The sequence below is a fragment of the Pedobacter sp. KH_004 genome, assembly GCF_057840755.1.
This window is the reverse complement of record NZ_CM174519.1, coordinates 3727560-3741595: the sequence shown is the minus strand read 5'-3', so window position 1 is coordinate 3741595 and position 14036 is coordinate 3727560. Positions and strand designations below refer to the sequence as shown.

At 37.0% G+C, this 14036-nt stretch carries 13 protein-coding genes; 8 read left to right on the top strand and 5 right to left on the bottom strand.

Annotated features, from left to right (window positions below):
• Window positions 1–7: 7 nt before the first annotated feature.
• The 4 genes from AC3ITD_RS15930 to AC3ITD_RS15915 all read left to right on the top strand — a co-directional run bounded on the left by AC3ITD_RS15930 (window position 8) and on the right by AC3ITD_RS15915 (window position 4344).
• Window positions 8–667: an SGNH/GDSL hydrolase family protein gene (locus tag AC3ITD_RS15930; RefSeq protein ID WP_489361194.1), complete on the top strand. Its 660-nt coding sequence runs from the start codon at window positions 8–10 to the stop codon at window positions 665–667.
• 153 nt (window positions 668–820) lie between these two features.
• Window positions 821–2809 (top strand): DNA primase, encoded by a 1989-nt coding sequence (dnaG, locus tag AC3ITD_RS15925; RefSeq protein ID WP_265798467.1) that lies wholly within the window; start codon window positions 821–823, stop codon window positions 2807–2809.
• Between the two features lie 103 nt (window positions 2810–2912).
• The gene (locus AC3ITD_RS15920; protein ID WP_489366693.1) at window positions 2913–3164 is read left to right on the top strand and encodes a YraN family protein; all 252 of its coding nucleotides are present in this window, start codon (window positions 2913–2915) and stop codon (window positions 3162–3164) included.
• 97 nt (window positions 3165–3261) lie between these two features.
• Window positions 3262–4344: a glutaminyl-peptide cyclotransferase gene (locus AC3ITD_RS15915; RefSeq protein WP_489361191.1), complete on the top strand. Its 1083-nt coding sequence runs from the start codon at window positions 3262–3264 to the stop codon at window positions 4342–4344.
• Window positions 4345–4664: 320 nt separating this feature from the next.
• Here AC3ITD_RS15915 and AC3ITD_RS15910 read toward each other — a convergent pair whose 3' ends face one another.
• From AC3ITD_RS15910 to pgi, 5 genes are all read right to left on the bottom strand, one after another.
• Window positions 4665–5204: a DUF4251 domain-containing protein gene (locus AC3ITD_RS15910; protein ID WP_489361189.1), complete on the bottom strand. Its 540-nt coding sequence runs from the start codon at window positions 5202–5204 to the stop codon at window positions 4665–4667.
• Between the two features lie 148 nt (window positions 5205–5352).
• Window positions 5353–7434, bottom strand: a complete 2082-nt coding sequence (locus AC3ITD_RS15905; protein ID WP_489361187.1) for an insulinase family protein — start codon at window positions 7432–7434, stop codon at window positions 5353–5355.
• 29 nt (window positions 7435–7463) lie between these two features.
• A complete protein-coding gene (locus AC3ITD_RS15900; protein ID WP_489361185.1) occupies window positions 7464–8777 on the bottom strand; it encodes a M16 family metallopeptidase in 1314 nt (437 codons plus the stop codon).
• A gap of 247 nt (window positions 8778–9024) precedes the next feature.
• On the bottom strand, window positions 9025–9696 hold the full coding sequence (locus AC3ITD_RS15895; RefSeq protein WP_489361183.1) for a hypothetical protein: 672 nt from the start codon (window positions 9694–9696) through the stop codon (window positions 9025–9027).
• 95 nt (window positions 9697–9791) lie between these two features.
• Complete coding sequence (gene pgi / locus AC3ITD_RS15890; RefSeq protein ID WP_489361181.1) at window positions 9792–11438, bottom strand: glucose-6-phosphate isomerase; 1647 nt, start codon at window positions 11436–11438, stop codon at window positions 9792–9794.
• Between the two features lie 159 nt (window positions 11439–11597).
• Between pgi and AC3ITD_RS15885 the strand changes: the two genes are divergently transcribed.
• The 4 genes from AC3ITD_RS15885 to AC3ITD_RS15870 all read left to right on the top strand — a co-directional run bounded on the left by AC3ITD_RS15885 (window position 11598) and on the right by AC3ITD_RS15870 (window position 13923).
• Window positions 11598–11804 carry a hypothetical protein gene (locus AC3ITD_RS15885; RefSeq protein WP_489361179.1) on the top strand — a complete coding sequence of 69 codons (207 nt, stop codon included), beginning with the start codon at window positions 11598–11600 and terminating at the stop codon, window positions 11802–11804.
• Between the two features lie 26 nt (window positions 11805–11830).
• Window positions 11831–12085 (top strand): hypothetical protein, encoded by a 255-nt coding sequence (locus AC3ITD_RS15880; RefSeq protein WP_489361177.1) that lies wholly within the window; start codon window positions 11831–11833, stop codon window positions 12083–12085.
• A 66-nt stretch (window positions 12086–12151) separates the two neighbouring features.
• Window positions 12152–13348 carry an NHL repeat-containing protein gene (locus tag AC3ITD_RS15875; protein WP_489361175.1) on the top strand — a complete coding sequence of 399 codons (1197 nt, stop codon included), beginning with the start codon at window positions 12152–12154 and terminating at the stop codon, window positions 13346–13348.
• 188 nt (window positions 13349–13536) lie between these two features.
• Window positions 13537–13923, top strand: coding sequence for a DUF5034 domain-containing protein (locus AC3ITD_RS15870; protein WP_489361173.1), 387 nt, complete (start codon window positions 13537–13539; stop codon window positions 13921–13923).
• Window positions 13924–14036 lie beyond the last annotated feature (113 nt).

Below are 14036 nucleotides of genomic sequence, written 5' to 3'. Positions count from 1 at the left end.
TATTTCAATGAAAAATTTATTCAGAACAGGCATTTTACTAAGCTTTTGCCTAATTGCATTAACTTCAATGACATTTAAACCAAAACACATTATCTTCTTTGGAGACTCTATCACGCAGCAAGGCGTTTCGAAAAATGGCTATGTTACCTTAATAAAGAAAGCTTTAGATTCTACTAAGTATGCTGTTACAGGAGCTGGTATTGGTGGCAACAAGGTATACGATTTGTATCTACGCTTGGAAGATGATGTATTAAATAAAAAACCAGATCTGGTAGTCATTTATGTAGGGATTAATGATGTTTGGCACAAACAATCATCACATACCGGAACTGATTATGATAAATATTTAAAGTTTTATCAAGCTTTGATTAGTAAAATTCAGGGTGTTGGTAGTAAGGTGATTCTTGTTACACCATCTGTTGTGGGAGAAAAAAAAGATGGAACCAATGAGCTTGATGCAGACTTAAATAAGTATGCCGAAGGGATAAGACAGCTGGCTGCAAAAAACAATTTACCAGTTTGCGATTTGAGAAAAATTTTCACAGCCTACGAAGCGGAAAACAATCCGGAAGACAAAGAGAAAGGCATTTTAACTACAGATCGTGTTCATTTAAATGAAGTTGGGAATAAATTAGTGGCTGAACAGTTATTGCCTTTGGTGAGGTAGGTTATAAGTTATAGGTCTGGATGTCTATAGAAATTTTTGAATGTTATAAGCTATAGGTCTGTATGCCTATTAATATTTTGAATATGTTAAAAGTTGTAGGTTATAAGTGAAGTCGGCAGACGTAAAACTTATTACTTAAAACGTAGAACTAAAATGATAAACCGCGAAACGATAGATAAGATAATGGATACTGCCCGAATTGAGGAGGTAGTAGGGGATTTTGTGCACTTAAAAAAACGCGGAACTAGTTTAATTGGCAATTGCCCATTCCATGGCGAAAAAACCCCTTCTTTCCACGTTTCGGTAACCAAGGGGATTTACAAATGCTTTGGATGCGGAAAAGGAGGCGATTCTGTTCGTTTCATTATGGATCACGAGAAATATTCGTATCCTGAAGCGCTTAAGTTTTTAGCCACTAAATACAATATTGAAGTTGAGGAAACTGAACTCACGCCACAAGATGCGGAGGCACAAAGCGCCAAAGAAAGTTTGTACATCGTATCTCAATTTGCATCAGCATTTTTTGTAAAACAACTTTGGGAAACAGATGAAGGGAAAGGAATTGGACTCAGCTATTTTAAGGAGCGTGGTTTTCGGGAAGATATCCTTAAGAAATTTGAAGTAGGTTATTCGCCTGATGTTTGGGATGCCCTAACTCAAAGCGCTACCAATGCAGGCCATAAATTGGAATTTTTAGAGTCTACCGGATTATCTATCAAGAACGATAATGGGAAAATTTACGACCGCTTTCGTGGCCGCGTGATGTTTCCTATCCATGGTTTTACGGGCAGGGTAATTGGCTTCGGCGGCAGAACCCTTAAAACCGATAAAAACGTACCCAAATATGTAAATTCTCCCGAAAGCGAAATTTATCATAAATCGAATGTTCTTTATGGCTTGTTCCATGCGAAGAAGGCAATTCGGGATTTGGATAACTGTTATCTGGCCGAAGGATATGCCGATGTGCTTTCTGTACATCAGGCAGGTATAGAAAATGTTGTCGCTTCTTCCGGAACCTCTTTAACCGTAGAACAGATTAAACTTATCGGTCGTTTTACGCAAAATATTACCATTTTATTTGATGGTGATGCCGCCGGGATAAAGGCTTCATTACGTGGATTGGATATGATTCTGGAAGAGGGATTAAACGTAAAGATCGTTTCGTTTCCCGATGGTCATGATCCGGATTCTTATATGCACCATGTGGGGGCAGGCGCTTTCAAGACTTATTTAGAGCAAAATCGCAAAGATTTTATCCTTTACAAGGCCAATGTTTTATTGAAGGATGCTGGTGATGATCCGATAAAGAGGGCTGGAATTATCCGCGATATTGTAGAAAGTATTGCGAAAATCCCTGACCCAATTAAGGCGTCGGTTTTTGTTCGCGAATCGAGCAGCCTGCTTGAAATTGAAGAAAAGATTTTGATGAGCGAGTTGAATAAAATGCGCTCAAACAAAGTGAAGAAAAATTTTGAAAGTAATCAAAGAGCTCAAGGTAATTTTTCAAACAATAATAGTAATCCTTATTCTTCTGGTCCGCCCGAACCGTTAGGGCCGCCAGACGATTTGTGGGATGACAATGCTGGCCCAGATAGCCAACAAGCCGCTTCGGCAACAGATGAGATTCAGGAGAAGGAAATAGTACGCTTGTTGTTAACTTACGGGCATGAATTTGTAAATTGGGACAAGATCGATGACATGTATATAGGTTCGTTTATTATGCAAAACCTGGCAGATGTCGACTTTGAAAATTCACTTTGTAAAAGGATCATCGAGCATTATAAAACAGAGATTGACAATGGAAGATTACCAACGGCAAATCATTTTATAAAACATGAAGATCGTGACCTGGCGGATTTAGCCATAACGCTTTCTACATCAGAATATGCCTTAAGTGAAAACTGGCTTAATAAGCACCTGATTTACGTTAAAGATGAAAGTATGAACCTCAAAGCAACCATTTTAGGAGGTATTTTTCATCTGAAGAAAAGAAAGGTTGATAAGATTTTGACCAATTTGTTAAAAGAAATTAAAGACGAAAACGATGCGGATAACCAAATGATTTTAATGCAGCGTTACGGTGTAATTAAAGGAGTGGAACGGGAAATATCTAAGTTTTTAGGTTCAGTAATTGTGAAATAGGATCAGAATTAACAAGATTTAGGGATTTTTAGATCAGGGCCGTTTATTCATTTCTTCATACAGGTATCATTCACTCCTTCAAAAATCGATCATTCAATAATTCATCAAAAGGGCGATTCATAATGCTTTAGGGAGAGAGAGTGAAAATATTGCAAAACAATATTTAGAGGGTAAAGATTACGAAGTGCTGGACAAGAACTGGACGCATGGCAAATCGGAGATAGATTTAATAGTGTATAAAGATGGAGTCATGGTTTTCGTGGAGGTAAAAGCCCGAACATCTGTTACTTTTGGTCCGGCGGAGGAGTTTGTACATAATGCAAAGCAGAAACAGATGGAACTAGCCGCAACTTAATACATAGAAATCGTGAATCATCAAAATGATATTCGTTTTGATATAATTGCGATTACCTTTACAAAAAATAAAAGTTATAACCTAAATCATATTGAAGATGCTTTTTGCCCTGAAGACTAACCAAATCAAAAATTTACTTTTCATCACAATCATCGTTGCATTTGTCAGCTCATGCAAGGATGATAAACCAGGGGCTTATAGAAGTTTCTTATCGCCGATGATCGGCTTAAATGTTCCTGTTGGAAATGAATTTGAAGTTAAAGTTCAATTTGGAAAGGATAAGAGCGTAGATTCTGTTGTCTATTTAATTGATACGGCTAAAGTTATTGCCAAAACAGACACTTTGTCTTTTAAGCTAAAAACAGCAGGATTGAAGTTAGGAAGCCATATTTTAACTGCCAAAATTTACGAAGGTACAGAGGCTGAAGAGCTAACGACCAATATTAATGTGCTGGCTGCCCAGGCACCATTGGAATATACTTACAAAGTAATCAAAACGCTTCCGCACGATACTACTTCCTACGTGGAAGGTTTAGAATATCATGATGGCTTTTTTTACGAAAGCGCTGGCGATTACGGCCATTCGAGTCTGCGTAAAGTAGAACCATCAACAGGGAAAATAGTTCAGTCAACACCGGTTGATAAACAATATTTTGCAGAAGGAATCACGGTTATTGGTGATAAAATCATTCAACTTACCTACCGTGAAAAAGTGGGTTTTGTTTACGACAAAGCTACCATGAAAAAACTTTCAGAATTTTCCTACACTACCGGAAGAGAGGGTTGGGGTTTGGCTTTCGACGGAGAAAAGGTGCTCAACACAGATGGTTCAAATACGATTTTCTTTTTGGATAAAGATAAGTACAACCGCATCGGTTCTATTGATGTTTATGACAATAAAGGGCCAATTCAAAATCTTAATGAGTTAGAAGTTATCGATGGGAAAATCTACGCCAATGTTTACACCACAAACGATATTTTGATCATCAACCCGGATAATGGTGCTGTTGAAGCACGTATCAATTTGGCGGGGATTTTTTCTGCAGATAATTTCAAGACTGAAGACGAAAAGGCAAATAACGTGCTGAACGGAATTGCCTATGATAAAGCAACAAAAAGCCTGTTTGTAACGGGTAAAAAATGGCCCCATATTTATCAGATTCAGTTGGTAAAGAAATAGCATAATTCCTCTAATGGTCGGTATCTCCACCGACCATAAATAACCCTCATCCTACATTGATGTTTTTAATTTTCGATCTTTACAATTGCTTCAATCAATTTTTCATGGATTGAAGCAATCTCATTTGTTGCATTATTTTTTTAAAGGAGAGTGCTTCGTGCCTCGCAATGACGACCGTTCTTAACGTCATTTATATTGATTTTATCAAATAAATTAACCTTCAGCTTGACTGAGGATCTAAATCGGATTTATTATGCATCGCTTTAAAATTAACGCCTACGCGAGAATGAGGATACAGGATTAGAACTTCCACACCTGATTTATAAATTTTTATCTTTCTTCTTCGATTCTTGCAATACACCGTTAAAGGTAATCGGTTGCCTATTGTTTCCAGAAGCAACTAAAGTAGCGTATCCACTTGTAGAAACATTTAACGTAAACCTATAATTTTCCCTTTTAATATCCTTCGTATTTATTTGAACAGTATAGGCGCCTTTTTTACTCACAGTTTGCCTGTAAGTAAAATCTTTTGAAGTAAACTTTATTCCACCTTCATTCGGGTTATATGGCGCACTAAATGCTCTCCCATAAAATGGCAAGTAAGCAATAATGCTATCCTTGGTTACTGTGAAGTCGTAGTTGCTTCCTGATAAATTGATGTAAGACCCACTTGGATTTCCGGGCATTCTTTCCAAGACTCTCGAAACATCCATATTAGCCATCGGGATGGCAGAATTAGCCACAAATGTATAGTTCTGCTCTTTAATTATTTTTTCTGTGGTTTCTTTATCTGTTTGTGCGAGTAATGATAATGATGAGCTCACCAAAACCAAGCTCAATATTAATCTAAATTGTTTCATAACCTGTGTGTTTTAAAGTATAACAAATTAAAGATGTGCAAGTTTCAAACATTCCATAAATGATATTATGAAAAATTAAAGAATGGCTTCAAAAGTAAAAAGCCGTTACATCTTAAATGCAACGGCTTTCTATCTTCAAAATAACTCGTTAGTTAAATTCTTCTGCTTTTAGTGGCGGATTCACTTTAATTTCTTTAATTATAATGGCAAACTCTTGTGAGCCTTGTGGAGTTTGGACGCTTTGCGTCAATGAATGAGGAAATAATAGGTCTCCTACTTTCTTGTAATCAGCATACTCTGTCGATTGACTAATTTCTACAGTGCCCTTTGTTACCGTTTTCTCATCTTTCAAAAGCAAGCCAGTCTTGACATCATAATATTCAGTTTTCTTTTTGCCAGATGGTGAAGTAATTTCTAATTTATAAGCGTCGGCTGTTCCCACTTTTGCTGTTCCGGCCGATTCAACTTTCCAGCCATCAGTAGCATAGTACAACTGACTTACCAAGCCTTTTTCCTCTTTCTTGTCTGTCAGGTCATCTCCAGTTAATTCTTTCTTTTGCCCCATTTGCGTGGCATATCCAGTTGTCCCATTGAAAACTTGTTTCATTGCAGTTTGTCCCATCATAGATATTTCCATGCTATTTGCATTCGGCGCCATGTTTTTCATGGTTACAGTTAACTTGTTGCCTTGCATGTCCATTTCACCATTTTGTTGTAACGACGTTATCTTTTTAATCGCTGCTTCTCCGCCTATTGCTGCAATGTAACTTGCTATAACATCTTTAGCACCCTTTGTAGTGGTTGTGCTAGTAGTAGCGGCAGCTGTAACAGGCATTGCGTAACTATCAAATTGATTGACCGCAAAACCAGCTTTCTTTAAGCCCGGTATAAAAGCTTCCGTTTTGCCAACAATTACTACACGGGTATTATCATGATTGTAATATTTTTTGGCAACTCTTAAAATGTCGTCAGCTGTTACCGCATTTAATTTTTGTAAGTAAGTACGGTAAAAATCTTTAGGTAAATTATTAATTAAAATACTACTAGCGAAGCCAGCAATACGGGCAGGGTTTTCAAGACCCAGCGCAAAGCTACCATTGTAAAGATTTTTTGCATTTTGTAGCTCCTCCGCAGATACCTTTGCCGTACGGATGGTATTTATCTCTTTCAAAAATTCAACTACGGCACTATCAACTTTTTCGTTTCTAACGGCGGCGTTAGCGGAAAATTTTGACTGAAATCTTCCGGCACTTGTGCTAGAATAGGCGCCATAAGTAAATCCATGTTTTTCACGTAGATTCATAAATAATCTGGATTCCGAACCTCCACCTAAGATTTGATTAGCCAATAAAAGTGGAAAGTAATCAGGATTGCTCATAGGTAAATCGATTAAATTTACCACCGTAATTTCAGATTGTACCGCGTTACTTACATTAATTACATCAACTTCAGTTTTAGCAGGATTGCTCACTTTTGCTAATGTAGGTAAAGTCAATGTTGAGCCTTTCCAATCGCCGAATGCTTTTTCTGCAAGCGCTTTTGCCACTTCTGGTTTAATATCTCCAACAAAAGTTAAATAACCTCTAGATGGAGTAATGTATTTTGCATAAGCGTTCTTTACATCAGCCAAAGTTAAACCGTTGATAGATGCTTCCGTCTCAAATTCTCCATTAGGATGATTTTTTCCATAAGCCAGGGCATTTACCACGCGTGAAGATATTGCTTTGGCATTTTTCTCATTTGATTTCAATCCCGTAATCGTTTGAGATTTTATCTTTTCAAAAGAAGCTTCGGGGAATGCTGGCTTTCTGATACTTTCTGCCATTAAAGCGAAAGCTTGAGGAAAATAGCGGGTTAAAGCTGATGCCGAACCCCCAGATGCATTAGCGCCAACATCGGCACCTAATTGATCTACCGCCTCATCGAATTGTGCCTTGGTTTTGGCGGTTGTTCCTTCATTTAACATGCTGCCCATTAAGCCCACCACGCCAGCTTTAGTGCCTTCGGTAATCGGACCAGCATCGATACTATAGCTTGCTGAGATTTTAGGTAACTTATGATTTTCTACCACTAAAACAGTGATGCCGTTGGCCAGTTTATAAATTACCGGATCGCCGATAGTTATTACAGGCGCCGGACCAGGTTTTGGTTTTTGACTGCGATTTATAGTTTGTGCCGAAATACCTTGAGCCAATAAGGAAATTGCAGCTATGATGAATATTTTTTTCATGATTTTAAATAATGTAAGATATAAAGCGCTTATTTCTTAGGTAAATAATACAAAACAACTCGTTGATTTTTGCCTAGGTATTTTTTGGCAACGTCTCTGATCTCCTCGCGTGTAATCGATCTTATTATTTCTAATTCTCTGTTGATGTCGTTTGTATCTTTATCGTGGAAGGTGTAACCTGCAGCTAAATTTTCGGCAACTCCGAGCATTCTGCTGTTGGCGCTTACGTAATCGTTTTCAAATTTATTCTGCAACTTTTTATAATCACTTTCGCTGATTAAATCCGTTTGTAAACGCGATACTTCTTCATCAATATCTTTCAATAAATCGTTTAGTGGGGTGTTTTTATTTGGCAGGGCTAAAGTGATATAAGCGCCGTAATCCTCTAAACTGTAATTGAAGGCCGCTACTTGTAAGGCAGTTTTCTTTTCATCAACCATTTTAGTGCTTAATCTCGAGCTACCGCCGCCCGATAAAATAGAGCTGATCATGCCCAGTACTTTGCTATCTCTGCTTTTCATTCCCGGTACGCGATACGCTGCAAATATTGCCGGAATTTGAATATTGGCATCGTAAGCGGTATCGATGATTTCTTTGGTGATCTCTGGTAGCTTGAACTCTCTGCGAACAACAGGTTCACCTTTTGGCACCTCGTTAAAATAAGATTTAACCAGGCCTTTGGTTTTTTCGATATCTAAATCGCCAGCAATAGTTAAAACCGCATTGTTAGGAACATAATATTTTTTAAAGAATGCAATGAACTCACTAAGTTTTGCCGCATCTAAATGTTCCATTGAACCAATTGGCTGCCAGCGATAAGGATGGCCAGCAAACAGATGCGAAAATATTTTTTCGGTAAACTTTCCATACGGCGCATTATCAATACGTAAGCGTTTTTCCTCTTTAACAACTTCATTTTGGGTTTTAACGCCAACTTCATTAATCACCGGGTGCAACATTCTTTCACTTTCCAGCCAAAGGCCTAATTCCAATTGATTAGAGGGAAACACTTCGTAATAAAAAGTACGGTCTTGAGAGGTATTTGCATTGTTCTGCCCACCATTGCTACTTACGAGTTTCATAAATTCGCCGCGTTTAATATTATCCGATCCTTCAAATAATAAATGCTCGAAAAAGTGTGCAAAGCCCGTACGCTCCGTTTCTTCGTCTTTCGAGCCAACATGGTACATTACAGAAACGGCGACTACAGGTGCAGTTTTGTCTTGATGTAAAATAACGTGAAGACCATTGTCAAGGTCGAACTCCGTAAATTGTACTTTTTGAGCAGAAGCACTTAAACATAAAATGGAAAGGGCCGAAGCAAAAAGAAATCTTTTTTTCATTCGTAATTTGTTTTTAATGATTAGAAACAATCAAAGGCGAGAAGCGAGAGAAAATTTCATTAATAAGTTAATTTGGATTTGCCACTTGGCTAAGGATCCCCTAAAATATTGATTATAAATAGAAAAAGCGAGTATAAAACTCGCTTTTTCTCGAAAATTTAATCAATACCCAATTTTTGCATTCAATAAGGCTTGTTATTGTTTACAACTTATTCTTAATAACTTTAAAGGACATCCAAATTTAAAGTTATTGATGAGTATTGATAATATAGCCGTGAATGTAAGTACTTACGTCTTCAGTAGATGGTGTTTGCAAAATCGCTTTTCCGTCTTTTTGTACATTTAAGTAGAATGTTTTAGTTTCGCCTTTTTCTTTGATTTTATAGGTGATAACAGCACTTCCATTTTTTTTATTTGATATTTTAGTTTTGATATTTTTAGGAGGAATTATCTCGTAAAGATTTCCATTAATATCACTTATGGATTTTGGATTATCAAGTTCACTCATTACTAAATTAGATTCATTATGTTGAAAATACATAACTTCATGAATAGATTTGATCTCACTTATTTTTGCCCCCTTAGCAACAGGAATACCGTAAGCAGTAAAGTAACTACCGTCTCCTCCTGCCGAGCGATAATACATTTCGGAATAGGCGCTCCCTGCACCACCAACATTAGCTGATGTATATGCTAAACTTTGCTGTATACTTGTTGTACTCGCCACCGGGCCACTATAATAATTTGATTCAAAATTGTAACCAGAACTACCATTCGTACCTGGTTTGTTTTTAATTCCAGTTGCAACAAAAGCAAATCGTTGTGTTTTCAGTAACTTGGCAATATCAATATGCGAAGTTTCTTGAGCATGAATTGGCGTTAAATACACCAATAGGCAAAATGTTAAAAAGTGTTTCATAGTTGTGTTCATTTATGTGTTTAACTAAGATAAACATTTAACGTTTTAATTATATTAAAGAAACTTGAGTAATGGGGTAACAAATGCTTGACGATTTACCTCCAAGTCTTATATTGATTAATCAAACCATTGGTCGAACTGTCGTGGCTCGCCACTTTTTCATCGCCTTCCAACTCCGGAAGAATTTTTTTAGCTAATTGTTTACCTAACTCCACACCCCACTGATCAAAGCTGAAAATATTCCATATTACACCCTGAACAAAAATTTTGTGCTCATACATAGCTACCAAGCTTCCTAAAGTGTATGGCGTAATTTTTTTCAATAAAATAGAGTTCGTTGGTCTGTTTCCTTCAAAAACTTTAAACGGAGCAATTTTTGAAATGTCTTCTGCCGACTTGCCGTCTTTTTTCAGTTCTTCGGTAACATCTTCTTCCGTCTTACCGTTCATTAAAGCTTCGGTCTGCGCAAAAAAGTTAGATAGTAAAATTGGGTGATGGTCTCCCAGTGGATTTAAGCTTTGAGCCGGAGCGATAAAATCAGCAGGAATGATTCTGGTACCTTGATGGATCAATTGATAAAATGCATGCTGACCATTTGTACCAGGCTCGCCCCAAATAATTGGCCCTGTTTCATAATCAACTTCGTTGCCATTTCTATCTACATGTTTGCCGTTGCTTTCCATATCTCCCTGTTGGAAATACGCTGCAAAGCGATGCATATATTGATCGTAAGGTAAAATTACTTGCGTTTCTGCATTGTAAAAATTAATATACCAAACGCCTAATAGTCCTAAAATTACAGGAATGTTGCTTTCAAATTCTGCGGTTTTAAAGTGATTATCGGTTGCATGGGCACCGGCTAAAAGTTCTTTAAAATTATCGAAGCCGATACTTAATGAAATAGATAGACCAATTGCACTCCACAAAGAATAACGGCCGCCAACCCAATCCCAAAATTCGAACATGTTTTCGGTATCAATTCCAAAAGCTGAAACATCTTTAGCATTGGTAGATAAGGCAGCAAAATGTTTAGCAATATCATTCTCTTTACCACCATTTTCTAAAAACCACGAGCGGGCAGAATGCGCATTGGTCATGGTTTCTTGTGTAGTGAATGTTTTAGAAGCCACCAAAAACAAAGTCGTTTCTGCGTTTAATCCTGAAAGGGTTTCAGCGATGTGCGTTCCATCAATATTAGAAACAAAGTGAATATTCAGATGGTTCTTGTAGTGTTTCAAGGCTTCGGTAACCATTACAGGTCCTAAATCTGAACCTCCAATTCCTATGTTCACAATATCGATAATGGCTTTTCCTGTATAGCCTTTCCATTCACCACTGATAATACTGTTGCTAAATTTTTCCATTTTGGCAAGCACGGCATTTACTTCAGGCATTACATCCTTGCCATCAGCCAAAATGGGCGTATTGCTTAAATTACGTAGTGCAACATGAAGTACAGAACGATCTTCTGTTTCATTAATTTTATCGCCATTGTACATGGCTTTAATGGCTTCGTCTAATTTACACTCGCGGGCCAGCTGAATTAGCAAAGCCAAGGTTTCATCAGTAATTCTATTCTTGCTGTAGTCTAGCAAGATATCTTCAAAAAAAACAGAAAACTTGTTGAAACGATCTGCATCTTCTGCGAAAAGATCTTTAATGCTTTTTTGATTAATATCTAAAAAATGACCGGCCAGGTATTTATATGCCTCGGTTTCAGTAAAATTTATTTTTGGTAGCATAGTCTTTGTTTTTTGTAAAAGTAATAAAGCAAATTTTTAATTCTGTCTTTTAATGTTCACAAAATCATAAGAATTTTTATTGTTGAATCTATAGTGTAACTTTAATATCAGTCCCCGTTGAAATTTTGCACCCAACAATTAAAATAAATAACAAACGATATGTTAGAAAATTTAAATGAATTGGTGCGTGAAAACGTACAGGACACCGTTGTAAATAACAGCGAAATTCCAAATGAGCAAAATGAACAGGTAATTCAAGCAGCTTCAGGTTCTATTTTTGATACGTTAAAAGATCAAATTTCCTCTGGAAATGCAGAGGATCAGCGATTATACAGCAGGCAGCTTGAAGTTTCACAGATAAATTAGCAGGTTTAGGCATAAATGCAGAAACAGTGAAGAAATTGGCTGCAACGGTAATCCCCGTAATCATTGGAAAACTAACCCAAAAAACTGCCGATCCAAATGATAGTTCGTTCAATATTAAAAATGTACTGGGCAGTCTGCCTGGTGGAAGTGATGGTAAATTTGATGTGAGCGATGCAATAGGAATGTTTAATGGAGGCGGACAAGCACCTGCAGCTAACCAAAACGGTAAAAATCCTGCCGAAGGTGGAATATTAGATAAGCTGAAAGGCAGGCTTATTTAGTATATTTTTCTCTAGGGACAAATTTTTCGAACAGGATTTTTATCTTTAGAGAAATTTTAAATAAAAATGCTAAAATCGCTCTCCACTCTAGCAGTTCTATGCTTAATCTACATTCTTTGCTTTTCTTCTTGTGAAAAGGAAATTGAAACTGTTACCGAAACCAAAACAATTAGGGATACGATCAGAATCACTGACACCCTTGATGTTGACAGGCCTTTAAACCTTAAAGCGACAAAGGGTAACTATGGTTCTAGGATCAACATCAGCTGGACACCAATGCCTCTCGCTCAAAAATACCAACTTTGGAAATTTGACAATATTACCCAAAAATATTTTCTTCTTAAAGAACTAGCCGACACTACATTTGATGATACATCGATTGCTAAATCCTTAACCAAAAATTTCTATAAAGTAAGAACATTTAATACAGGCTCATCATATAGTAGATTTAGTGATGCTGATTTTGGTTATACTACTGGCTTAAATTATTACAGGGCAACTTCTTTTGGATCCGAAGGAATTGGAACTGGTCAATTTAGCTTCGCATATCATATTGAGACAGATAAAACAGGTAATATTTATGTGAGTGATGTTGGCTTAAACAGAGTTCAAAAGTTCGATATAAATGGTAATTATAAAGAGCTTTTCTACAGTGGGTCCGGAGCCAGAGCAACCGCCTTTTTCGATAATGGAAATTATATTGCAACTCGAACACAAAGCAGTAGTTATGTTCAGATTTTCAATAATAACAAGCAGTTGATTAGAGAATGGGGTATCTATGGTACCGGAGACGATGGTTTTGGTAACATTGAAGAGTTGATGATTGATGATGAGCAAAATATTTGGATTGTAGACAGCCTAAATGATCGCGTTAAGAAATATGATTCAACAGGCAAATTGCTTTTTACCTTCGGAACAGAAGGTAGGGCTAACGGACAGTTTTTTACTCCTTACGGAATATGTTATTTCAAAGGTAAGATTTATGTCTCTGACCAGGGTAGAATGCAGGTTTTTGATAAACAAGGAAAGTACCTAAGCACATGGAAATTAGGAGATAATTTTTGGGCGATTAAAAGCAAAGGCGATTATTTGTATGTTGCAGCATTACAGTATGTTATCAAAACCGATGAAAACGGGGATATTCGAGAAAAAATTGGTGCCGGCCAGTTAGAGCTTGCCACTGGGGTTGCATTAGGACCCAATGATGAAGTAATTACAAATGATGTATATCGCAGAAAGATAGTTGTTTATAAAAAAGGATAAACGAGCTTTCCATTGTCAATTCGTTTTTCTCATTATTAAATTCATTAATCCTTCTCTCTCATGATTAAGAAGATATTTTTTGTTTTTGCGTTATCCTTAATGTCGCAGCTCATTGTAGCCTGTGTAGATTGTAATTGTTTACCGGCTAAAACTATTTATCCTACCCACAAAGCCGTACTGCTCAAAATATGGATTTCTCCTTGCCAGAGTCTAAGACTTCGAATGCCGGAATTATATCCAGCAAAAACTATGGTATTCAAATTCAGCTGCAAACTGAACAGTTGGTTTCAGGCAAGGCGCAGATAAGATGGAATTTTATTCAGGCTGCGTACGCCTGCAGCTGCGTAGAAGATGTGGGTATAGCTAAGGAAACTATAGCTTCTATTCAAATATTATCTAGTAATGATTTCGATGCTACGCATCCTAAAAATACTAATATTAGTCTGTATTTCACGACAAAACGAAATACTTCGATGATTACAATAACCGATTATATTCGTTCTATGCAAGAGGAGAAGTACAGCTATTCATATAATTTAATGAAGGTATTTTTCTGCAAACAGCTCCAGTTATGAGCAAAAAATATAGATTTAAGTTGGTTATCACGCTTTCTGATGATAGGATCTCGGAAGCCGAAACAACAGAAGTTGAATTAAACTAGAAAGTTTTCCTGATATTTTTGTTCAAG